The organism is Herbaspirillum sp. Her2, from assembly GCF_057961375.1.
Genome location: NZ_CM176331.1, coordinates 3,914,067 through 3,937,771, shown reverse-complemented (window position 1 = coordinate 3,937,771; position 23,705 = coordinate 3,914,067). Strand labels below are relative to the sequence as shown.

Below are 23,705 nucleotides of genomic sequence, written 5' to 3'. Positions count from 1 at the left end.
TCAATCCAGACTCGGCTATCCCTCAGGCTATGAAAACCGCAATCATTACCGGCATCTCAGGACAAGACGGCGCTTACCTGGCGCAACTTCTGCTTGACAAAAACTACGTAGTCTATGGCACCTATCGACGCACCAGTTCGGTCAACTTCTGGCGCATCAACGAGCTGGACATTCAGGATCATCCGAACCTGCATCTGGTGGAATTCGACCTGACCGACCTGGGCACCACGCTGTCCCTGGTGCAGAAGGTACAGCCTGACGAAATCTACAACCTGGCCGCCCAGAGTTTCGTCGGCGTCAGCTTTGAGCAGCCGACGACCACGGCCCACATCACCGGTCTGGGTGCGCTCAACATTCTGGAAGCGATTCGCCTGGTCAATCCGCGCATCCGCTTCTACCAGGCGTCGACGTCGGAAATGTTCGGCAAGGTTCAGGAGATTCCCCAGCGCGAAAGCACGCCTTTCTATCCGCGTAGCCCGTATGGCGTGGCCAAGCTGTACGCGCACTGGATGACGATCAACTATCGTGAGAGCTACAACATCTTCGGTACCAGCGGCATTTTGTTCAACCATGAAAGCCCGCTGCGCGGCCGCGAATTCGTGACCCGCAAGATCACTGACTCGGTGGCCAAGATCAAGCTGGGCCAGCTGGACTGCCTGGAACTGGGCAACCTGGACGCCAAGCGCGACTGGGGCTTTGCCAAGGAATACGTGGAAGGCATGTGGCGCATGCTGCAGGTGGACGAGCCCGATACCTTCGTGCTGGCCACCAACCGTACCGAGACCGTACGCGACTTCGTGCAGATGGCCTTCAAGGGTGTGGGCATCAACCTTGAGTTCCGCGGTGCAGCCGAGCAGGAGACCGCAGTGGACGTGGCCACCGGCAAGACCGTCATGCGCATCAATCCGAAGTTCTACCGTCCGGCCGAAGTCGAGCTGCTGATCGGTGACCCGACCCGCGCCCGCGAAATTCTGGGCTGGCAGCCGCAGACCACGCTGGAGCAGTTGTGCGCGCTGATGGTGGAAACCGATGTGCGTCGCAATCAGGCGGGGACTTCGTTTTGAAGATATTCCTTACCGGGAGTGATGGATTCACTGGCAGGCATTTCACTGCCAGTGCCATTGCGCGCGGACATGAAGTGATCGCCCTGACCGGGCAACTGGATGACAAGGCGGGACTGGAGCATCAGCTTGCGCAAGCGCAGGCGGATGCGGTGGTCCACCTGGCGGCCATTGCGTTCGTTGGCCACGCGGATGCCGGTGCGTTTTACGATGTCAACGTGCTGGGCACGATGAATCTGCTGGATGCTCTGGCGCGCGTGCCGAAGCGTCCGGCGGCAGTGCTGCTGGCCAGCAGCGCCAACATCTATGGCAATTGCGATGTATCGCCGATTGGCGAGAGCCAGCCCCCGGCTCCTGCGAATCATTACGCCATGAGCAAGCTGGCCATGGAATACATGGCGCGCAACTACCTCGACCGCTTGCCGATCGTGTTCGCGCGTCCCTTCAATTACACCGGGGCAGGGCAGCACGCGTCCTTCGTCATTCCCAAGCTGGTCGACCATTTTGCCCGACGGGCCAGCGTGGTGGAGCTGGGCAACCTTGATGTCGAGCGCGAATTCAATGATGTGCGTACCGTATGCGACGCCTATCTGGCCCTGCTCGACAAGGGCGCGCCAGGGCAGTGCTACAACGTCTGCTCGGGCCAGCCCGTGACGTTGCGCGCCGTCATCGCCTTGCTGCAAGAGATCACGGGACACAGTCTGGAAGTGCGCGTCAATCCGGCCTTCGTCCGTGCCTCCGAGGTGCGCACGCTGTGCGGCAGCCCGGCTTTGCTGGAACAGGCCATAGGCCCCCTGCATCATCCTGGCCTGCGCGCGACGCTGCAATGGATGTTGGACACCAGCCCGGTGGCGCATTGATGGTGGCGAATTCCTTGGCAGGTCCGGCAAGGCTGACGTGCGGAATTGCCATGTGCACCTGCAACGGCATGCCCTACCTGCCGCAGCAGCTCGACAGCCTGCTTCAGCAGGACCGCTTGCCCGATCAGATTGCCATTCATGACGATGCCTCCGATGACGGCAGCTGGGAATACCTGCATCAATGGGCTGCGCGCCAGAGCATCGACGTGAAGCTGGTCAGGAACGAGCCCCGCCTTGGGGTGGTCAAGAATTTTGAGGCTGCAGTGCAGTCGCTGCAGACGGACCTGATCTTCCTGTGTGATCAGGATGACGTGTGGCTGCCGTTCAAGATCAGTCTGCTCAGCGAGCAATTCGAGCAGGATCCGGCGCTGACCCTTCTGCACAGCGACGCCCGGCTGGTCGATGCGCAAGGCGTCGACATGCAGGCTTCGCTGTTCCAGTCGCTCGGTCTGAGTGAGGAAGAGCGCGGCTGGGTGGCGCAAGGCCGCGCACTGGACGTGCTGTGCCGGCGCAATATCGTCACCGGAGCGGCGGCTGTGTTCCGCCGCAATCTGCTGCCCCTGGCCCTGCCGTTTTCGCCGGATTGGGTGCACGATGAATGGCTGGCCATTCTCGCAGCTGCCACAGGCAAGATGCGCTCCGAACCAAGCAGCACGGTCCAATATCGTCAGCATGGACGCAATGCCATCGGCATGGAAGCACCAGGCCTGGCCAGATTGGTCAAGCGCTTCAGGTTCGTGATGGCGCTCCCCGAAAGCAAGTTCCAGTTGCTGCGGCTGACCCGTGTTGAACAGCTCAAGGCACGCCTCGAACGCGAGGGCCGCCTGACCCCGGACCTGGCCGCGATGCTTGCTGACTGGCTGCGCTTTGCCCGTTTTCGTGCCGGCCTGTCGCGGTATCTGCCGTTGCGCATTCTGGCTGTCCTCAGGCATGCCGTGTCTACCAGTGATTACCGTCGTTTCGGCCGCGGTCCGCTCAGTGCGTTGCGCGACGTGCTGATGCGCTGAGCGTCTGCGCCTTCACTCCTTGCCCGTCCGTACGCGAGACCGCTCCATGTCCCCAGCTCTCATTTCCCTGTCAGTCGTCAGTCACGGTCACCGCGCGCACATTGCCTTGCTGCTGGCCGATCTGGCGCGATTGGGGCGTACGGATATCGAAGTGATCCTGACGGTCAATTTGCCGGAATCCTTCGACGACTTGCTGGCGGACCTCCCGTTCCCGGTGGTCGTGCTCAACAATCCTGAACCCAAGGGTTTTGCCGCCAATCAGAATGCGGCCGTGGCGCATGCAAGCGGGCAATGGTTCGTCATCCTCAATCCGGATATCCGCTTTCATGACGATCCCTTTGACGCCCTGCTGGAGGTCTCGCGCATGGTGCCGGCTGCCATCGTCGCACCGCTGATCGTCAATGCAGAAGGACAGGAAGAAGACAGTGCGCGTCACTTTCCCTCTCCCTTGCAACCGTTCAAACGCTATCTCGCCCGGCTGTTTGGCGTCCACCTTGCCAATGACAGTATTCCCACGCGTGGTCAGGTGGCCTATCCGGACTGGGTGGCAGGCATGTTCATGATGCTGCCCAAAACCATGATGGAGCAGTTGGGCGGACTTGACGAGCGTTATCGCATGTACTACGAGGATGTGGATCTGTGCGCACGCGCTAGGCTGGCCGGGCATGAAGTGCGCGTGGCGCGCGCCATACCGGTCGAGCATAACGCCCAGCGCGACAGTCACCGCAAACTGCGCTACCTGCGCTGGCATATCAGCAGCGTCATCCGCTTTTTCACTTCCCCGGCATATCGTTCCCTGCGGCAACAACGTAGTCGTTGAAACGCTCTGCCGATGCGGTTCTTGCGGGTCTTCATTGCACGCAGTTGCAAAGAGTGGTGCGGCAGGACATTTTTGCCGTGAATTTTTCGGAATTCTCATCCGGCGTGGTTAAAATACTGGGTTTTGCAGGAAAACTCTGCAAAAAGATCGGCATCTGCGCATCGATAGCGAGCGGGATGCATGGCTGGAGAGGGCGATCGCCCACAAGGGGGGAGTAAATGTTGTTGTCAATTGTTGTGCCATGCTACAACGAAGAAGAGGTGATCGACTTCACCAAGCTGGAGTTGTTCAAGCTCATGGATGAGCTGGACGATCTCGATGCCGAACTCATCTTCGTCAACGATGGCAGCCGTGATCGTACGCTGGAAAAACTCAAGGCCATCGCCCGTGAAGACGCCCGGGTGCGCGTGGTCTGCCTGTCACGCAACTTCGGTCACCAGATTGCCGTGACGGCCGGCGTCGACGCTGCGCGCGGGGACGCCGTGGTGCTCATGGATGCCGACCTGCAAGACCCGCCGGCCGTGGTACATCAGATGGTGGCCCATTGGCGCGAAGGCTATGACGTCGTCTACGCCGTGCGGAGCGAACGCGAAGGCGAGTCAGCCTTCAAGATTGCCACTGCCCGTGCTTTCTATCGCTTGCTCAACAAGATGTCGGAAGTCGACATTCCCCTGGATACCGGCGATTTCCGTCTGATGAGCCGCCGTGTGGTCGACACCTTGTGCGCCATGCCGGAGCGCGACCGCTTCGTGCGCGGCATGGTGAGCTGGGTCGGCTTCAAGCAGATGGCCCTGCCGTACGCGCGCGCGCGCCGGGTGGCCGGCGTGACCAAGTATCCCCTCAAGAAGATGCTCAAGTTCGCCACCGACGGCATCCTGTCCTTCTCCAGCAAGCCGCTGCAGATGTCCATCGGACTGGGCATGAGCGCTGCGGGCCTGGCATTTCTCGGCATCCTCTATGCCCTGTTCCTGCGCATCTTCACCCAGGTCTGGGTCGAGGGCTGGACCGCGCTCATGATTGCGGTCCTGTTCATCGGCGGCGTGCAACTGGTGTCGATCGGCATCCTGGGCGAATACATCGGCCGCATCTACAGCGAGATCAAGCGTCGGCCCCTGTACGTGGTGTCGGAATACATCGGATATGCACCCGAGGCCCGCATCGAGGGCTCGCGCAGCCCGGTGGTGGCGGTCGTCGATGCATCGGCCTGAGCGGGATGCCCCCTTGATGAATCGATTTTCCGCCAAACAGCTGATCCGCCTTGCCGTCGGCGTAGGCGTTGCGCTGGTCTTCGGCTGGCTGGCCTTGCGCCACACCGACTGGAATCAGCTCAGCACGACGCTGCTGGCCGCCAACAAGAGCCTGATCCTGCTTGGTTTGCTGATCTTCGCGGTCGGTTACGCCTGCCGCATCGCGCGCTGGACCTCCATGCTGCGCGTGTCGCGACCGGCCTTGCGCTGGTCCGATTGTGCAGGCCCCTTCCTCGCCAGTTTCGCCGCCAACAACGTCCTGCCTTTCCGGGCCGGCGATCTGATGCGCATGGTCGCCTTCAATCAGCAGCTGGGCACCTCGGCGGCGACGGTGGTGGCCACTTTGTTCGTGGAGCGATTGCTGGACCTGCTGATGGTCATCGTCATGCTGGGTGCAGCGGTCCTGCTGGTGGGCGCACGCCTGCACAGCTATGTCGATCTGGGTGCCGGTGCCTTGCTGCTGATGGCGCTGGCGATCATGGCGGTGCTGCTGTTTCCGCACGCCATGCGTCCGCTGGCGCGCTTCTTCCTGGCCTTGCTGGCCAAGGTGTTGCCGGGGCTGGCCAAGCGCCTTGGCGATGAAATCGGCAAGGCATTCGACACGCTGGAGTCGATGTCGCGTGGCCCGACCATGCTGGTGCTGGTGGGATGGTCGCTGCTGGCCTGGCTGTGCGAAGGCATGCTGTTCTGGCTGGCGGCGCTTTCACTGCCTGCCGTCAGCGAGCCTGCCAGTGCCTGGCTGGCGCTGCCGGTCGGTACCCTGGCCACGCTGATCCCCAGCACGCCCGGCTACGTCGGCACCTTTGATTTCTTTACCGCGAAGACCCTTGCCATTGGCGGCAACGATATGGCTGCCTCGACGGCCTATGCGCTGCTGGTCCATCTTCTTTTGTGGCTGCCGCCGACCCTGAGCGGTGGTCTTTACCTGCTGGTGCGCTCGCTGCGCCCCAAGAAAGTGCTGGAACATGAGTGAACAGATCCGCGTCAGCGTTGCCGTCATCGGTGGCGGTTTTACCGGGCTCAGCGCAGCCTATGAATTGTCCAAAGCCGGCGCCTCCGTGGCCGTGCTGGAAGCTGAAGAAGAGCTGGGCGGCCTGGCCGCTGCCTTCGATGTGGAAGGCGAAAAGCTGGATCGCTTCTACCATCACTGGTTTACCAATGACCTCGAAGTGATGCACCTGATCGACGAGATCGGCCTGTCCGACAAGGTCACCATCAACCCGACCAACACCGGCATGTACTATGCCAACCAGTTCTTCAAGCTCTCCACACCGATGGATCTGCTGCGCTTCACGCCGCTGGGTTTCTTTGACCGCATTCGCCTGGGCCTGCTGGCCTTGCGCGCGCGCCGCGTCAAGAACTGGATGGAGCTGGAAGACAAGACCGCGGAGCAATGGCTCAAGGAACTGGGCGGCGAGTCGGTCTTCCGCGTGGTGTGGGAGCCGCTGCTCAAGGGCAAGTTCGGCGAAGCAGCCGCCCGCAAGGTCTCGGCCGTGTGGTTCTGGAACAAGCTGAAGCTGCGCGGCGGCAGCCGCGGCAAGGGTGGGGAAGAGCGGCTGGCCTATCTGAAGGGCGGCTTTGTCTCGATTGCGACCCGCCTGGCAGAGCGCATCACGCAGGCCGGCGGCCACGTCATCACGCGGGCACCGGTGCAGAGCTTCCGTCGCGACGATGGACTATGGCAAGTGCAGACGCCCAAGGGTGTCATCGTCGCCGATCATGTGATTGCCACGCCGGCGCTGCCGCTGATCGCCGATATGGTGAAGGAATGGGCCAGCCCCGACTACCTGCAGCAGCTGCGTCGCATCGAATACCTGGGCAACGTCTGCCTGGTGCTGGAACTGAACAACAGTCTCTCCAGTACCTACTGGCTCAACGTCAACGATCCGACTTTCCCGTTCGTGGGGGTGATCGAGCACACCAACTTCGAGTCCACCGCCACGTATGGCGGACGTCACATCGTCTATCTGTCCAAGTATCTGCCGGTCGACGAGGCGCTGTATTCCATGAGTGCCGATGAAGTCCTGGCCTATGCCATGCCGCACCTCAAACGCATGTTCCCGCGCTTCGACGAGAGCTGGATCCTCGACCACAAGGTATGGAAGTCGCGCTGGTCGCAGCCCGTGGTGGAGAAGCACTACAGCCGCCTGATTCCGTCGGCCGAAGGGCCTCTGCCGGGCCTGCACATTGCCTCCATGGCGCAGATTTATCCGGAAGATCGCGGTACCAATTATGCGGTGCGTGAAGGGCGCAAGATTGGACGGCATGTCGTTCGCTTGCTTGGGAAGGCATGATGAATTCGTTCCGACGTGGCTACGCGATCTTGCTGACGCTGGCGCTGATTGCGTTCGCCGTCTTCTACTGTGTCGCAAAGGATTCGGTGCAGCTGAATCGGCAAGGCGATGCGGCCCTGTTCGAACAGCTCGCAGAGAACGTCCATGCCGGACGCGGCGTCGTGTCGCAAGTGTTTTCTCAAACGCAGAATTTCATCGATCGCTCCTACGCTGGAACGCCGCCCGATGTCTTGTTTGAGCGTGCGGTGTCGGGGCAACTCATCGAGCCCGCCACTGAAGAGCGCAGCATGCTCGGGTTTCATGCCTACTTCGTTCTTTATCCGATTTCTCTGCTGCTCTACCTGATGTCATCTTCGATGGCACTGGTCGTCTGGCAGACTGCGGCTTACTGCGGGTTGCTGTGGGTTGCCTGCTCCTTCGTGGCCAGGCGGAGCGGAAGTCTTGCACTTGCTCTGATGTTCGGGATGATCGTCGTGGTCAATCCGAACTGGTTCCTGGGAATTCAGGGGCAGTTCTATCCGGACCGCCTGTTCGTCTGCGCGGGATTCGTGCTGATGTGGGCACTTCATATTCGTGCCCGCCTTTGGTCTCTTCTGCTGATATCGCTGTTTCTGGTCGTGCTCAACGAGCGTGCCGCGCTGATCGGTGGATTGTTGATCGGGATGCACGCAGTATTGTTTGGAATCGGGCAGGGAGCGCCGGCGCGCAGTCGGGTGGTCACATTGATTGGGATCGCGGGGCTGTTATTGGTATATGCATTCCTGGCGAAGAAATACATTCTCACCAATGCGTATTACTCCAGCTATATGCCCGCCAGTCTCTCGCACCTGATGGACCGCTTGGCAGATGGAGCATTTTCCCGGGGTATCGCACGCAATTTGCTGAATAACGCGTTCCTGTTGATCCCGGCTCTTTTTGCCCCACGATATTTTCTGATGGCGTTGGTCGTATTGGCACCGAATATCGTCGGATCCATCGGCGGGGCGGAGAAGGTGGGTTGGTCGACGCACTATCACTCCTACTATTTTCCGGTACTGGTATTTGCAGCTGCGGCAGGTTTCCTGAATCTCTACGGGTATTTGCGGTCGCGCATCAAGTGGGTGATGCCGGCATTTGCCTTGCTGTCAGTGGCCAGTGTGGCGGCGCAGGAGGCTGGTGCATGGAGCGAGATGGGCAAGCCGTCTCAATGGCTCTCTTCCAGCCTCGCACAATATCTGGCCTATCAGAAAGGTCAGCCTACGGGTTACGAATTACGTAAACGGGTCTCGGAAAGCTTTACGCCCGGAACGCTCATCTCTACCAATGAGATGGGCATGGGGTTGTTGCATCAGCAGAATTCGGTTGCGCCGTTTCCTTTGGGGCTGTCGAAGGCACAGGGCATATTGATCAATTGTGATGAATTGCTTCTTCCCGTGCATTTGGACGGACATGCGGAGAGTCTGACTGTTGGAAAAGTCCTTCAGACCAGACTGGGCTTCGATGTGAAAGCAATGAAACAGCCATTTCCTGGCTTGTGTGCCATCCTTGCCGGCCATCAGTAGATTGCCGCTTCAGTTCGCTTGCTCTGAATCGAGAACGCAACTTGTCCAAATTCAATGTCAACTCAATCGCTTCGGCATGCCGTAGCGAAAACTTCCGGCAGATGATCCGCTACGGGCTCGTCGGTTTGATGAATGTATCGATTGAATATCTTGTTTTCAATCTGGTTTACTATTTTTTCAAACAGTCGACCCTCGTGGCGAATACCTGGTCCATCGGTATCACCATGTCTTTCGGGTTTCTTTTTCACCACGCTTTTACCTTCAAAAACCGCTTCTACAGTTGGGTGCAGGCGCTGCGCTACGTTCTTGTAGTGACGCTTGGTGCCGCACTTAATTACGGACTGCTGTTTTTGTTGCTGAAGGTTATAGATCAGGCCTACCTGGCAAAGCTCCTTCAGATCATTTTGCTTTCCCTGTACAACTTCAACATGTACAAGCACTTCGTCTACGTGAACAAGGACTGAACTCCATGGCTGTCGTCGTCTTCATGACCATTGTCATGCTTTCCTGGTTGACCGGAATCGGTCTCTTGCGTTTCTTCCGTGTGGATGCAGGACGAATGGTAGCTGCAGATCCTCTGCTGGAAAGCATGCTTGGATTCATTATGCTCTCGCAGCTATATTGTCTGCTGGGTTTGTTCGGGATACTGCAGCGCTCTTACTTCCTGATGAGCAGCGCAGTTCTCGTCTTGCCAGGTGTTTTTCTCCTGTGGCAGAAAAGGACGCAGTACTTGAATCAAGCGTTGGCTTGCGTGAAACGGCTGACGTGGCCGGCTATCCTGTGCATTGCTCTGCTGCCGATGCTGCTGTTGGCCCTTACGGTAGCGACACTTCCTCCGCTGAATTGGGATGAGATTTCCTACGCCTTGACGTTTCCTAAGCTGCACATTGCTGCGGGTAATGTCAGCTATCTGACTCAGTACGGAATTTTCAGCGCCTTTCCCTTGTTCGGTGAGACGCCGATCGGTATTCCTTATCTCCTGGTTCCAAGCCCCACTGGATCGCACCTTGTGGTCCTGGTATTTCTATTCGCGTCCTTGATGCTGGCTTTCCGCCTTGCGGGCGCACTGTTCGAGTCGCGCTTGAACGCATGGTTGTGCGTCATCGCCTTGGCCTACCTGCCCCTGACCTTGGGTAATATCGGGACCGCGAAGATTGAGCCATATCAGCTGGCCTATATCCTGGCGGCATTTCTCATGCTGGTCCGGTACAGTCAACAGCCACATGAGACTTATCGTGTCCTGTCTTATGTATTCATCGCTTTCGCAGCGGGTATCAAGTACACCACCATCTTTGCGGCACCTTTCTACCTGTGCGCATACCTCATGGCAACGCCCATCCAGCGGGGGGTGCTTGTCCATGTGAAGGAGATTTGCCGGCTCGTTTTGATTGGTATTGCCATCAACGCGGTCTGGTTGATCGTGAACTGGCACAATGTGTGCAATCCCTTTTTCCCCAACCTTGTCGGCGTCTTTGGCCAATGTCTAAAATATCCGGTGACCAAGGACATCATGGATATGGTTATGGAAGGGACCATGTGGCAAAAGGGCACATCCTGGTCTACTACGCATTCACTTGAGAACTTCAAGGCTCTTTTCATCGCCGGATTCGGAACGATCAACTCGCTGCTGCTGATTGTCGCTCTGTCCGTGTTTGCCGTGCGCAAAAAAAGCCGCTCGCTGCCCCATCTGAACTGGATATTTGGCGGCATTGTACTGACACTGTTGTTGCAGGCTTTCGGTATCTATTGGGAATTCCGCTATACCTACTTTGCCTTTACGTTCTTCCTGCTCTTTATCGGAGCCGTCCTTTTGCAGACGGTACCTGGAAGACTGGTCCGAGTAGCGACTGCCGTACTTCTGAGTCTGCAAGCCTATCAATCCTGGACCGCTTATTTTCAGCACAATCCCGCAGTCGGTTTTGTCATGAAGGGCGACATTCCGCGACAAGGCTACCCGGACAAGTTCGTGCATCTGTATTGGGTAGCGGCCTGGCTGAACCAGAATACGCCGTCCAATGCGGTTATTGCGTTCAACTGGGGCGTGCAACCTTTCTATTATCTGGACCGTACTTTTTATTTCCTCCATGACTGGAATCCTGAAGAAAATATTCAGTTGTTTGATCAGGCGACACAGTTGCAACAGGCATTGCGGCACCGGAATGCCAGCTATCTCGTGTGGAGAAATCAGGATGACAGCGGCTATGTCGATCCCAGCAAGTCCAAGGCATTCCGCGCACGCATGAATCATTTCGTTGATGAACTGGAGCGCAGCGGGTGGCTCAGGCAGGTGCATAGCCAGGACGATGTCCGCATTTTTGTCATTCAGAGAGAGGCCTCTCTGCCTTCTCCTGAAGGCTCTCCAATAACGCAGCCAAAGTAACTGACCATGTACGATCTGAACGGTAAGAGAATTCTGGTTACCGGCGCTACCGGTTATGTCGGACGCAACCTGGTGAGATTCCTGCTGGCCAAGGGGCACAAGGTCATTGCATGCAGTCGCAATGCTGGTGATGCAACTGCCTTCATGCAAGCTGGTGCGCAACATCGTGTGCTGGACTATGGTGATACTTCCAGGTTGACACAGCAGCTAGTTGACGTTGACGTGATTTTTCATGCCGCGGCCGATCTGCGAAATTGGGGACGCGAAACCGAAGAGCAAAATTTCAATGTCGGTGCTACCGGGCGACTGCTCAAGGCGGGCAGTGGCTGTGTTCAGAGATTCGTTCTGGTAAGTACGGAGGCCGTCTTGTTGGGAACGGGATCAATGCAGGGTCTCACCGAGGGCACTCCCTATCCAGCCGATCCTGTCGGCCAATATGCGCGCTCGAAACAGGCGACCGAGAAGCTGGTCCTGGCAACGGATCCGCACGAGGTGGAATGTGTCAGTGTCAGGCCGCGCATGATCTGGGGAAGAGATGACACGACCATCTTGCCCAAGCTGCAGCAGGCTGTTTCGTCGGGTCGTTTCTTGTGGATCAATCACGGCAACTATCTGACATCCACTACGCATATCGATAATCTTTGCGAAGGCCTCTATCTGGCCGCGGCCCATGGCCGTGCCGGGCGTGCTTATTTCGTGACAGATGGGGAGCCAGTGCTCTTCCGTCATTTTGTGGAATATCAGTTGCGTGGGGCCGAGGGCAAGATCAGCGCTCGTTCGCTGCCTCGCTGGTTGGTACTCTGTTTGGCAACTGTGGTAGAGACCCTTTGGCGCGTGCTCGCAATCCAATCGCTCCCGCCGATCATGAGATCGCAGGTTTATCTGACGGGCAGTCCTGTCACCATTGATGATTCGCTTGCACGAACTGAACTGGGATATCGTGGTAAAACCTTTGCGCAACTTACGCAACAGCCGTCGCCGGAGCTGTCGGTTGATGAAAGCAAGGCATGATCTTGTTTGGCACCTGTACCTCATTCCGTTCTTGTGATGAAGCCTAATACGTTAAAACGTATCGACAATACGATAGGGCGCATGATGCTCGTGCTGCTGCGCCCAGTCGTTTTTTGTATCGATAAATTCTGCTCCCGCAGAGTCTTTCCTGACCAGCCCAAGAAGATTTCCTTCTTGAAGATACTGGGCGGAGGAAGCTTGCTGATTGCCTACCCGGCAATCCTGAGCATCCGCAAGCAATTTCCGCAGGCGCGACTCATTCTAGTGTGCGCCAAGGAAGTTGCTGTTTACGCAGAGCTGACAGATTTGTTTGACGAGATCGTGCCGATCAACACCGGTTCGATATCGGCTATTGCTCAATCCTCGCTGCGTGCAATCAAGGCCTGTTTCGCCAGCGACTTTTTCGTCAACTACGAGTTGCATTCCAAACTGAGTGCCATCTTTGCTTCTCTCACCTGCTCTACCGAGCGTTTTGGTTTGTACCAAGACTGGAATCGTTGGCAGGAACGGTACATCAATCATCCGGTCTTTTATAACTCTGCAACTCCCATTTACGTCGGATATGAGCAGATTGCAAGAAAGACCGGTGCCACTCCGGTTGAGTGGTCTGCCGCATGCAGACATTTCCAGAGTCATCTCGGGTTTCAGCGCGCGGCCAGCGCATCTGCATCTGATAAGTCGACACTGATTGGTGTGGCAGCATTTTGTTCTGCCTTGTACAAAGAACGGCAGTTTTCCAATGAGGAGTTCGCGCAGATCCTTGATCGCCATAGTCCCGAGAGCGGTGCCGAAGTCATGATCCTGGGGGGGAAGGCTGATCTGGAGCCCGCTACCGCGCTGGCCGGGGTGATCGAATCGCAACTGCCGTTGTTGTCGGTGAAGAACATGGCCGGAAAGACCTCATTGCGCGACGTGGTGCATCTTTTTGAGCGGTTCACGTTCCTGCTTTCCATCGATTCCGGCTTGAATCACATCGCCAGGCTCTTGCAGATACCGACGATTACCTACTGGGGACCAAGTGACCCGCAGTCACGTCTCAAAGAGATCAATCCGGCTTACGAGACCGTTTTTTATCAGAAGATTTCCTGTGCGCCCTGTGTGCACCTGATCGACCTGCCGCCATGTGCAGGCAACAATGTTTGCATGAAGCAGTTTGTTCAGCCGCGACTGGCTGAGATTTCGAATGATGGGTGGGAAATATGATGAGTCTGCGAGTGGCAGTGGTGGGGTCTGGGCCTTCTGGTAGTTCTGCTGCCAAAGTATTGATGGATGCCGGAATTTCTGTCGACATGTTCGATGTGGGTGTCGATGCAGCATCGGCTGCGTCGGCCGAACCTGTCCATAAAAAGGAAGGACTCATTCCTCACAAGACCCTGTTTGGCTCCTCTTACATGTACCGCCGTCAGGATGGTCTTGCTCTGCAGGTTTCTGATAATGTCAGCTTCGATACCAGCCACGCAAAGGGGGGGCTTAGTTCTGTGTGGGGTGCAACGGTAGGTGCCACGACCGCGCATGACATCGCCGATTGGCCGGTAAAGATCGAGGATCTGTCCCATCATCTCTCCCAGGTGTTTGAGGATATGAGATTGTCCGCGCGAGCGGATATGCTCGACAGCATTTATCCAATCACCTTGCACGGCACGGAACTACCTTACGAAAATCGTCAAAGTGCCCATATCCTGCGCAAGGTCGCGGAGAACTCAACGGCCTTGCTTGCGGATGAATTGATGGTGGGCAAGGCCAAGCTTGCCATCGACAGTACTCCTGGTTCACCGACCGCGTGCGTATTGTGTGGCGAGTGCATGACCGGGTGCACGCGGGGCGCGATATTCAATGCCTGGGACAAGGTAGCGTTGCTGAAGAAGCGGCCACAGTTCCGCTATCTGGAAGGTAACATCGTTCATCAGTTTGAGGAACGTGATGATGGCGTCGACCTCATTTTTTCACCGCTGCAAGGCGGCGACCGGCAGCGTGCGGGTTATGATGCCGTGATTCTGGCGGCAGGGTGCATCGACTCTACCAAAATCGCCGACGCGTCGCTCGGATGGACCGGATACGAATACAAGATCCTGGATAGCCAGAAGTTCTATTTCCCGGTCTGGGTGGGCCGTGGTGGCCACAGCCCCATTGATGAGTCCATCTCCCTTGCACATCTTTATGTACAAAGTTTTGATAGCAACAAGAACATCATTCAAGGGCAGCTTTATCCGGGAAAACTGATCGCCCAGACGATTCTGGAACATCTGTTGGGACGGGTGGGCAAGATGTTCGGAAAGCTGATCTCCCCCTTCCTCAATCGCTGCTTTGTAGGCGTGGCCTATTTTTCCTCTACAGTTTCCGGAAGGATAGGAATCCGTTTCGAGGAAGGGAACAAGATGGTGGTCAGCGGCACTGATAATGTTCGCAGTACGACCGAATTCGACACATTTGCCCGAAAGCTCAGGAAGCACGCAAAACGCACGGGCTTTACCGCTCCCTTCGGACTCAAGATGCGTTCAAAGCTGGGGCATAGCCAGCACTTCGGCGGTACTATCCCGATGAAGGCCAACCCTGCCCGTTACGAATCGGATAGTCTCGGACGGCCCTTTGGCTGCCAAAAGGTATTTATCGTTGACTCCACCGTATTGCCATCCATTCCAGCGACCCCTACCACCGGTCTGGTCATGGCGAACGCAGCGCGCATTGCGACCTGGATCTCTGCCAATCTTCGGAGCCATTGAGACAGGGCACCGGCCCCGTGCTTTGAGCGCAGACCTTAGCTGCAAGCGATTTGTCTGAATGCCTCATCCGGTGTGCAGGGTGGCTGCCAGCCGAGTTTGCTGCAGGTCTTCCCAATCTCCACCTGCAACGACCCGCACAATCTCTGCGCCACCGCTCCCTTCCCCAACAACCTTGCCCCCCATTCGAGCACCGGCGCAGGCACGGGAATCAGCCTGGCCGGGCGGCCCAAGGCCTGGCCCATGCGGCGCAACAGCTCGGTGGTCGACAGATCCTCCCCATCACTGACCAGAAAGATTTCATTGGCTGCCGCCGGGTGATGCATGCACAGCGTCATCAGGTCGACCAGGTTGTCCAGGGCGACCAGGCTGCGGCGGTTACCGGTGATGGCACCGAGCGGGAGCGGGATCCCCTTTTGCAGCCATCGCATCATGCTCCTGAAATTGGCCTTCACGCCCGGCCCGTAGACCAGCACCGGCCGGATCACCACTACTTCCATGCCACCCTCGGCAGCCAGAGCCATCAGTGCCTGCTCGGCCTCCATTTTGGAAATGCCATACGCATCGACGGGGGCCGGCGTATCGTCGGCGGTGAACGGGTGTCCCGGTGCAGTCTGCTCGCCATTGACCTTGATCGAGCTGAGAAACACCAGTCGCTTGACGCCCGCGTCCCTGGCCTGTCTTGCCAGCGCAAGACTCCCCTCCACATTGACCCGGCGGAACAAGCTCAACGGATCGCCGGCGGTCTCATTCATCACGTGAACGCGCGCAGCACAATGCACTACCGTATCAATGCCGGTCAGCGCCGCGTGCCAGTTCGTCTGCGGTCCCAGGTCGCCGGTCTCCACCGCCTCCACACTAGCAGGCAACAAGCCGCCGGACGCCGCGGTGCGCAGGGCCGCACGCAGAGCGAGATCGGGACGGGGAGCGAGGTGCCGCAGCAATGCGCTGCCGACAAAGCCGGAAGCGCCGGTAACGAGGATACGCATGAAGGAGTGCGGGATCGTGATGGCCAGAAGGGGCTCCATACTAACATCCGATCCGGCTCGCAATGATCCGGAAACACGTCGCGGCCGGACGCCATCGTCCGGCCCCGTTGGGCAGTTGCGTCATGCCTGCACAAAAGCCCGGTGGCCATCGTACAATCTCAGCACCAAAATCAAGCCGGCCGTTGGCACCCGATGCGTCGGCAAATCATCAGGGGAAAATTCATGCGATTCGTGTCGCCGAGAGGGCTGCTCGCCACCCTCCTGTGCAGTCTGTCCTTCGTTGTCCATGCCCAGTTGCCAGCCGCTGCCAGCGCGGCAGCGACGGAATCCACGGAAGCCCCGTCATTGCCCGTGCGCGAGATTCAGGTCGCCTCCGAAGCCTTCACGCGCGGCGACAAGATTCCTTCCTGGGTGGAACCCATCGAGGTGCCCGGGACGCGGCGTACCGAGGCCATCGTCATGCGCCTGTGGGACACACAGTTCCGCGCCGACAGCCAGCCGGTCTTCTACGTCAATCGCGCAGCACAGATCAATGACAGCAGCGCCCTGGCCTCGGCCGGGCAGTTGATCATCGACTTCGTGCCGCAGTATCAGAAAATGCATCTGCACAGCCTGCGCGTGTTGCGCGGCAAAGAGGTGCTGGATCACACCAGCCGGGTGCAGGTGCGCTTCCTGCAGCGCGAACTGGGCATGGAAAACGGCGTCTTCAGCGGCTCGGTCCAGGCAGTCATGCTGGTGCCGGACCTGCGCGTGGGCGATACGGTGCAATACGCGTATTCGGTCGAAGGCACCAATCCGGTCTTCGGTAGCACCTACGCGAATGAGGCAGGGTGGGACTGGCCCATTCCGGTCGAGTTGCGCAGTGTCATCCTGAGCCATCCTGTCGGCCAGCGCGTGGACTGGAAAATGGTGGGCGAGATCGGCAACACCGATATCCGTCCCGACATCAGCCAGGCCGCCGGCTGGCGCAAGCTTCGCTTCACCGAGCGCGGCATCCGGATCGAGGAACCCGATCGCTGGGTCCCGGCCGACTTCAGCCTGCGTCGTTTGCAGTTCACCAGTTGGGATAGCTGGAACAGCGTCGCCCGCTGGGCCGATGGCCTGTTCCCGCCCGCGCCGGTGCCGGCCGCGCTGCAAGCCCGTCTGGAGCAATGGAAGAAACTACCCACCGATGAGCAGCGGGCCGTGGCGGCCCTGCGTTGGGTGCAGGACGAGATCCGCTACTTCTCCGTCTCCATGGGAGAAAGCTCGCATCGTCCGCACCCGCCCGCCGACGTGGTCCGTGACCGCTACGGTGACTGCAAGGACAAGACCTATCTGCTGGTGACGCTGCTGCGCGCCATGGGGATGAACGCCGTTCCCATCCTGACTTCGCTGGCCGAGCTGCGCACCGTTGCGCGTTATCTGCCCAGTCCCCTGGTCTTCGACCATGTGCTGGTGCGCCTGCGGCTCGATGGTGCGGATTACTACCTGGACCCGACCATGCAGGGACAGTCCGGCTCGCTGAGCAAGCAGGGCAGCGGTGTCGAAGGCGCAGCGATACTGGCGGTGGCACCGGAGACGACTGCCCTGGAGAGCATGCACTGGACTGATGCCGTGGCGCGCAATACCGCCATCCTGGATGAAGTGATAGAGATTCCCGCCCTGGATGCCGATGGCACGCTCAGCGCGACCTGGACCTGGGTCGGCAGTGATGCCGAAACCATGCGCGTAGTCTCCCGCAGCCTGCCGGAAGAGCGCTTGCGCAAGTTCGCACTCGGTGGCTACGAGCGCCGCTATCCCGGTATCGACCTGGTGGCCGTGCCGGTGCTGGAGGACGATGCCGCCAACAACCGCGTCATCGCGCGTGCCCGCTTCAAGCTGCCCAAGCCGGCCAAGGCCTATCCGGATGGGTGGGTAGTCAAGTACGGGGCCAGCATCATGCAGGGCATCTATGATCTGCCGCGCAACTTCAAGCGCAGCTACCCGGCCAAGGTCTCGCGTGCCCCTTACCGCCTGCGTTACACCTTGCGCATGGTCTGGCCTTCCAATGTCTCGATGATGCGCGATCCGCTGGAACGCAACCTGCGCAACGAGTTCTTCACGTATTCGACCAAGCGGGTCTTCCGGGGCAACGTGCTGCAGGTCGAGCGCAGCACTGGAAGTGCTCAAGGAGACCGTCACTCCTGACGAGCTGCTGGCACTCAACGGCGCGCTGCAGCAGCTGGAATCGATCACCGCGCAAGGCGAATTCGTGGAGCGCGAGGCGATCAAGACGAGTGGCTTCATGGGCATGGGCGGCAGCACGCTCAAGGACACCGTGCGCCGTCGCCTGCAGGAGGAACTGGCCGCCTACGACCGCGTCATCGCGGCTGGCCGCCTGCGTGGCAATGACCTGGTCGAGGCCTTGTGCCGCCGCGCCGAAGTGCGCGCCGAGATGGACGAGCCGGCCAAAGGGATGGCCGACGCCGAAGAGGCCGTGCGCCAGGGACCGTCCAATCCCCGTGCCTGGGAGTGCCGCGGCCACGTCGCGCGTGACAGCCGTGATTTTGCACGCAGCATTCCCGATTACACTCGGGCGCTGACCCTGGGTGGCAATGAAGGCTCGCTGTACCAGTCGCGCGGGATCTCGCGCTTCTTCATGGGCAAGTACCAGGAGGCCTTGGCCGATTTCACGCAGTCGGTTCTGATTTCCAAGGATGACGCCGAGTCCCGCCATTACGTGCTGCTATGGCAAGGTCTGGCGGCCCGGCGAACCGGTCAGCCACCCAGTGCAGAGCTGCTGCAGGCGGCGCGCGGCAAGGGCAGCGACGATGTCTGGCCGAACCCGCTGCTGGCGCTGGTAGCCGGCAGCCTTGGCGAGGACGGCGTGCTTCAGGCAGCACAACGCAAGCAGGGCGATGACAAGGACATGGCACTGACCGAAGCCTGGTTCTTCATCGGCCAGATGCGCCTGGCCAGCGGCAATGTCCCGGCCGCACGGGAGGCATTCGAGAATGCGCGCAAGCCGGGCGTGAGCGTCTATCTCGAGTACCAGGCGGCGGGCTGGGAGTTGGCCCGCCTGGAACAGGCGGCCAGCAAGTAGCGCCAGCAGAACTGGATCTGAAGGAAAAAAAAGAGCAGACCCTCGGGTCTGCTCTTTTTGCTTCGGCGTTTTCGGCGTCCGAACGATGAATGGCAGTTGGTTTGTCGCTTACTGCTTGGCCGCCACGCTCACCGTATTTTCGTTGAGGCCACCACCCAACGCCTTGTACAGATCAATCGCATTGTTCAAGCGCAGTTGCCGTGCCTGAATCAAGGCCTGCTGCGCCGAGAACAAGTCTCGCTGCGCATCAAGCTGATCCAGCGAAGAGGCAATCCCGTTCTTGAATCGCAGGTCGGTCAGCTTCAGGCGTTCCTGCTGGGCCGCCAGGAAAGCTTCCTGCGCCTTGACCTGATCGTCCAGCGTACCGCGTGCCACCAGGGCATCGGCCACTTCGCGGAAGGCGGTCTGGATGGTCTTCTCGTAGGTCACCACGGCCTTGTTCTTGCGCACTTCCGCCAGATCCAGATTGGCGCTGTTGCGGCCGAAGTCGAAGATCGGCAAGGACAGCGAAGGACCAAAGCTCCACGCACCCGAACCCGACTCGAACAATCCACCCAGCGTGCTGCTGGCGCTGCCGTAGCTGCCGGTCAGCGAGATGCGCGGGAAGAACGCCGCCCGCGCCGCGCCGATGTTGGCATTGGCCGCCAGCAGGCTCTGCTCGGCCGAGCGGATGTCCGGACGATTGGTCAGCAGATCGGAAGGCAAGCCCGCCGGAATATCGGTCACGATCTTTTCATCCGACAGCAGCTGTGCCGGCGGCAGGTCGCCGACCTTCTTGCCGACCAGCAGCGTCAGTGCATTCTCGGCTTGCGCGCGCTGGCGTTCCAGCTGGGACTTCGATACTCGGGCCGACTCCACCAGCGTCTGCGTCAGGCGGAAATCCAGCGCCGAACTGGCGCCCACGTCAAAGCGCTTCTGCGCCAGATCCAGATTGGATTCGCGCGACTTCAGCGTGTCGTTGGCCAGCTGCAGCTGTTCCGCGTAGGAACGCTCGGACAGATAAGCCTGCGCCACCTGCGCGATCAGGCTGATCTGCGCCGACTTCTGCGCTTCTTCGGTGGAGAGGTAGCTCGCCAGTGCCGCATCCTTCAGGTTGCGCACACGGCCGAAGAAGTCCAGCTCGTAGGCGGGAACCGCCAGGCCGACCTGATAGCTGTTGCTGATGAACGGCTGGCCGGTCAGCGACTGGCTGGCCGCAGTCCGCGTGCGGGCGGCGCTGCCATTGACGTTCAGGTTGGGCAGCAGATCGGCACGCGCGATCTGGTATTGCGCGCGGGCTTCCTCGATGTTGAGGACGGCCGTGCGCAGGTCACGGTTGTTTTCCAGGGCAGCCGCGATCAGCTGCTGCAGGCGCTGGTCCGGGAAGAACTGGCGCCAGCCGAGGTTGACCGCCTGCAGCTCGGCACGGCCGGCGGCATCGGCCGGGTAGGCCGTCTCCACCGGGGCTTGCGGACGGTCATAGGTGGGAGCCAGCGAGCAGCCCCCCAGTACGCCGGCCACCATCAGCGCTGCGCACAATTGCAGCAGGCGAGGCGAGCGCGGCAACGACAGATTAGCCATTGTCATTCTCCACTATTGATCTTGGGCGAGTGGTCGGCGTCAAACTTGCGCTGACGCTCGCTGCCCTTGAAAATCTTGCGCACGACCACGAAGAAGATCGGCACCAGGAACACCGCCAGCACGGTGGCAGTGATCATGCCGCCCATCACGCCGGTACCGATGGCGCGCTGGCTGGCCGAACCGGCACCCGAAGCGATGGCCAGCGGCAGCACGCCGAGGATGAAGGCCAGCGAGGTCATGATGATCGGACGGAAGCGCAGGTGCACCGCTTCCAGCGTCGCTTCAATCAGGCCCTTGCCCTGCGCCTGCAGATCCTTGGCGAACTCGATGATCAGAATCGCGTTCTTGGCCGACAGACCCACCACCGCAATCATCCCCACCTTGAAGTACACGTCGTTGGGCATGGCGCGCAGCGTCACCCCCAGCAGTGCACCGAGGATACCCAGCGGCACCACCAGCATCACCGCCAGCGGGATCGAGGTGCTTTCATAGAGCGCGGCCAGCACCAGGAACACGGCGATCAGCGACAGGGCATACAGCGCCGGAGCCTGGTTGCCGGAGGTCTTTTCTTCCAGCGACTGGCCGGTCCACTCGAAACCGAAGCCCGGCGGCAGCTTGGCCACATAGGATTCCATCTCGGCCATGGCTTCACCGGTACTGCGGCCAGGCGCTGCGCCACCGGCAATCTTCATGGCCGGATAGCCGTTGTAGCGGATCAGCTGCACGGGGCCGTTGATCCACTTGGCCGTCACGAAGGCCGAGAAGGGCACCATGCCGCCATTGGCGTTGCGGGCGTACAGGCTGGTCAGATCTTCAGGTTGCAGGCGACGGTTGGCATCGGCCTGCACGATCACGCGCTGCTGGCGGCCCTGGTTGGGGAAGTCGTTCACATAGGACGAACCCAGCGCCGTGGACAGCACACTGTTGATCGTCGAGAACGGCACGCCCAGCGCATTGGCCTTGTCGCGGTCGATGTCCAGTTGCAGCTGCGGCGCATCTTCCAGGCCTTCCGGACGCACACCGGCCAGCACCTTGCTCTGCGAGGCCATGCCCAGGATCTGGTTGCGTGCCTGCACCAGCGCCGCGTGACCCAGGCCGGCACGGTCCTGCAGACGGAAGGTGAAGCCCGTTGCATTACCCAGTTCCGGAATCGGCGGCGGGTTCAGCGGGAAGACGATCGCATCCTTGATCTGCGAGAAGGCACCGAAGGCCTTGCCGGCAATCGCATCGGCCGACTGCGACTTGTCGCGCTCGGACCAGTCCTTCAGCGGGGTGAACACCAGCGCCGCGTTCTGGCCGTTACCCGAGAACGAGAAGCCCAGCACCGCAATGGCGTGTTCCACCGCCGGATCCTTGAGGTAGTACTCCTCGATCTTCTTGACCACCTCGGTAGTACGCGCCGTGCTTGCGCCAGGCGGCAGCTGGACGTTGGTGATGATGTAGCCCTGGTCTTCGTTCGGCAGGAACGAGGCCGGCAGGCGCACGTACAGCAAGCCCACGCAGGCCACGATCACCACGTAGACGATCATGTAGCGGCCGGCCTTGCTGAGCATCTTGCCGATCACGCCCTGATAGGCATTGGCGGTGGTGTTGAACTTGCGGTTGAACCAGCCGAAGAAACCCTTCTTCTCGTGGTGGTGACCCTTCTCAACAGGCTTGAGGATGGTCGCGCACAATGCCGGCGTGAGGGTGAAGGCCATCAGCACCGAGAACACCATGGAAGCCACCATCGACAGCGAGAACTGGCGATAGATCGCACCCACCGCGCCACCGAAGAAGGCCATCGGGATGAACACCGCGATCAGCACCAGCGTGATACCGATCAGCGCGCCGCTGATCTGGCCCATGGCCTTGCGGGTCGCATCAGCCGGCGAGAGACCTTCCTCGCTCATGATGCGTTCGACGTTTTCCACCACCACGATCGCATCGTCGACCAGGATACCGATGGCCAGCACCATGCCGAACATGGTCAGCACGTTGATCGAGAAGCCAAACAGCAGCAGCGTGGCAAAGGTACCCAGCAGCGCCACCGGCACCACGATGGTCGGGATGATGGTGTAGCGGATGTTCTGCAGGAACAGGAACATCACCAGGAACACCAGCACAATGGCTTCGATCAGGGTCTTGACCACTTCCTCGATCGAGATCTTGACGAACTTGGAGGTGTCGTAAGGGATGGTGTACTTCACACCGGCCGGGAAATACTTGGCCAGCTCTTCCATCTTCTTGTGCACGGCGGTGGCGGTACCCAGCGCGTTGGCGGTCGGCGACAGCTGCACGCCGATGAAGGACGAAGGCTTGCCATCCAGACGGCCGGAGGTGTCATAGCTCTGGCCACCCACTTCGATGCGGGCGACGTCGCGCAGGCGCACGCTCGAACCGTTGGTATTGGCACGCAGCACGATGTTGCCGAACTGCTCGGGCGAGGTCAGCTGACCGTTGACCACCACGGTCGCGGCGATCTGCTGGCTGCCGGGGCTGGGCAGGGCACCCAGCGTACCGCCGGCCACCAGCGCGTTTTGCGCCTGGATCGCGGCCGTCACGTCAGCCGGGGTCAGGCTCAGGCCGATCAGCTTGTTCGGATCGATCCAGATGCGCATGGCGCGTTCGGTACCGAACAGCTGCGCCTGGCCCACACCGGGCACGCGCTTGATTTCGTTCAAGACGTTACGCGACAGATAGTCACCCAGCGCCACCGGATCGAGCTTGCCATCGGTGGAAGACAGACCGATGAAGAGCAGGAAGTTGGAACGCGACTTGGTCACCTGCACGCCCTGTTGCGTCACGGCTGCCGGCAGGCGGGCCTCGACGCGCTTCAGGCGGTTCTGCACATCCACCGCCGCCAGGTCCGGATTGGTTTCCGGCGAGAAGGTGATGGTGATCTGCACCTGGCCGTTGGCCTGGCTTTGCGACTCGATGTATTGCAGGCCATCGGCGCCGTTCATTTCCTGTTCGATCAGGCTGGTCACCGAATCGTCCAGGGTCTGCGCGGTCGCACCCGGATAGGTCGCCGTGACCACGATGGTCGGCGGCGCGATGCTGGGGTACTGGGCTACCGGCAAGCCGGTAATGGCCAGCGCACCTCCCAGCATGATGAAGATCGCTAGCACCCACGCAAATACGGGGCGATCAATAAAGAACTTTCCCATCTGGC

At 59.7% G+C, this 23,705-nt stretch carries 18 protein-coding genes; 15 read left to right on the top strand and 3 right to left on the bottom strand.

Annotated features, from left to right (window positions below; genetic code table 11):
* Positions 1-29: 29 nt before the first annotated feature.
* The 13 genes from gmd to ACWHXP_RS17840 all read left to right on the top strand — a co-directional run bounded on the left by gmd (position 30) and on the right by ACWHXP_RS17840 (position 14,941).
* Positions 30-1,064 carry a GDP-mannose 4,6-dehydratase gene (gene gmd / locus ACWHXP_RS17900; RefSeq protein WP_489635385.1) on the top strand — a complete coding sequence of 345 codons (1,035 nt, stop codon included), beginning with the start codon at positions 30-32 and terminating at the stop codon, positions 1,062-1,064.
* Positions 1,007-1,921: an NAD-dependent epimerase/dehydratase family protein gene (locus tag ACWHXP_RS17895; protein WP_489635386.1), complete on the top strand. Its 915-nt coding sequence runs from the start codon at positions 1,007-1,009 to the stop codon at positions 1,919-1,921. The genes gmd and ACWHXP_RS17895 overlap by 58 nt, the downstream gene beginning before the upstream one ends.
* 50 nt (positions 1,922-1,971) lie before the next feature.
* A complete protein-coding gene (locus tag ACWHXP_RS17890; protein ID WP_489637748.1) occupies positions 1,972-2,928 on the top strand; it encodes a glycosyltransferase family 2 protein in 957 nt (318 codons plus the stop codon).
* A 106-nt stretch (positions 2,929-3,034) separates the two neighbouring features.
* A complete protein-coding gene (locus tag ACWHXP_RS17885) occupies positions 3,035-3,748 on the top strand; it encodes a glycosyltransferase (RefSeq protein WP_489635387.1) in 714 nt (237 codons plus the stop codon).
* Positions 3,749-3,984: 236 nt separating this feature from the next.
* Positions 3,985-4,956: a glycosyltransferase family 2 protein gene (locus ACWHXP_RS17880; protein ID WP_489635388.1), complete on the top strand. Its 972-nt coding sequence runs from the start codon at positions 3,985-3,987 to the stop codon at positions 4,954-4,956.
* A gap of 16 nt (positions 4,957-4,972) precedes the next feature.
* Positions 4,973-5,968 (top strand): lysylphosphatidylglycerol synthase transmembrane domain-containing protein, encoded by a 996-nt coding sequence (locus ACWHXP_RS17875; RefSeq protein ID WP_034337895.1) that lies wholly within the window; start codon positions 4,973-4,975, stop codon positions 5,966-5,968.
* The gene (locus ACWHXP_RS17870; RefSeq protein WP_489635389.1) at positions 5,961-7,289 is read left to right on the top strand and encodes an NAD(P)/FAD-dependent oxidoreductase; all 1,329 of its coding nucleotides are present in this window, start codon (positions 5,961-5,963) and stop codon (positions 7,287-7,289) included. Before ACWHXP_RS17875 ends, ACWHXP_RS17870 begins: the two co-directional genes overlap by 8 nt.
* The gene (locus ACWHXP_RS17865) at positions 7,286-8,830 is read left to right on the top strand and encodes a hypothetical protein (protein ID WP_489635390.1); all 1,545 of its coding nucleotides are present in this window, start codon (positions 7,286-7,288) and stop codon (positions 8,828-8,830) included. The genes ACWHXP_RS17870 and ACWHXP_RS17865 overlap by 4 nt, the downstream gene beginning before the upstream one ends.
* A 41-nt stretch (positions 8,831-8,871) precedes the next feature.
* Positions 8,872-9,294 carry a GtrA family protein gene (locus ACWHXP_RS17860; RefSeq protein ID WP_343724204.1) on the top strand — a complete coding sequence of 141 codons (423 nt, stop codon included), beginning with the start codon at positions 8,872-8,874 and terminating at the stop codon, positions 9,292-9,294.
* A gap of 5 nt (positions 9,295-9,299) precedes the next feature.
* Positions 9,300-11,210: a hypothetical protein gene (locus ACWHXP_RS17855; protein WP_489635391.1), complete on the top strand. Its 1,911-nt coding sequence runs from the start codon at positions 9,300-9,302 to the stop codon at positions 11,208-11,210.
* A 6-nt stretch (positions 11,211-11,216) separates the two neighbouring features.
* The gene (locus ACWHXP_RS17850) at positions 11,217-12,221 is read left to right on the top strand and encodes an NAD-dependent epimerase/dehydratase family protein (RefSeq protein ID WP_489635392.1); all 1,005 of its coding nucleotides are present in this window, start codon (positions 11,217-11,219) and stop codon (positions 12,219-12,221) included.
* 81 nt (positions 12,222-12,302) lie between these two features.
* Positions 12,303-13,424: a glycosyltransferase family 9 protein gene (locus ACWHXP_RS17845; RefSeq protein WP_343724201.1), complete on the top strand. Its 1,122-nt coding sequence runs from the start codon at positions 12,303-12,305 to the stop codon at positions 13,422-13,424.
* Positions 13,424-14,941, top strand: coding sequence for a GMC oxidoreductase (locus ACWHXP_RS17840; RefSeq protein WP_343724200.1), 1,518 nt, complete (start codon positions 13,424-13,426; stop codon positions 14,939-14,941). The genes ACWHXP_RS17845 and ACWHXP_RS17840 overlap by 1 nt, the downstream gene beginning before the upstream one ends.
* A 35-nt stretch (positions 14,942-14,976) precedes the next feature.
* Here the strand turns inward: ACWHXP_RS17840 and ACWHXP_RS17835 are convergent, their stop codons facing one another.
* On the bottom strand, positions 14,977-15,966 hold the full coding sequence (locus ACWHXP_RS17835) for a UDP-glucose 4-epimerase family protein (protein ID WP_489635393.1): 990 nt from the start codon (positions 15,964-15,966) through the stop codon (positions 14,977-14,979).
* A gap of 183 nt (positions 15,967-16,149) precedes the next feature.
* Between ACWHXP_RS17835 and ACWHXP_RS17830 the strand changes: the two genes are divergently transcribed.
* Positions 16,150-18,096, top strand: coding sequence for a DUF3857 domain-containing transglutaminase family protein (locus ACWHXP_RS17830; protein WP_489635394.1), 1,947 nt, complete (start codon positions 16,150-16,152; stop codon positions 18,094-18,096).
* Entirely contained in the window at positions 18,071-18,991 is a 921-nt protein-coding gene (locus ACWHXP_RS17825) for a tetratricopeptide repeat protein (protein ID WP_489635395.1), read from the top strand. The genes ACWHXP_RS17830 and ACWHXP_RS17825 overlap by 26 nt, the downstream gene beginning before the upstream one ends.
* A gap of 108 nt (positions 18,992-19,099) precedes the next feature.
* Here the strand turns inward: ACWHXP_RS17825 and adeC are convergent, their stop codons facing one another.
* Entirely contained in the window at positions 19,100-20,551 is a 1,452-nt protein-coding gene (gene adeC / locus ACWHXP_RS17820) for an AdeC/AdeK/OprM family multidrug efflux complex outer membrane factor (protein ID WP_121042795.1), read from the bottom strand.
* Positions 20,552-20,553: 2 nt separating this feature from the next.
* Positions 20,554-23,700: an efflux RND transporter permease subunit gene (locus tag ACWHXP_RS17815; protein ID WP_209568130.1), complete on the bottom strand. Its 3,147-nt coding sequence runs from the start codon at positions 23,698-23,700 to the stop codon at positions 20,554-20,556.
* Between the last annotated feature and the right edge of the window lie 5 nt (positions 23,701-23,705).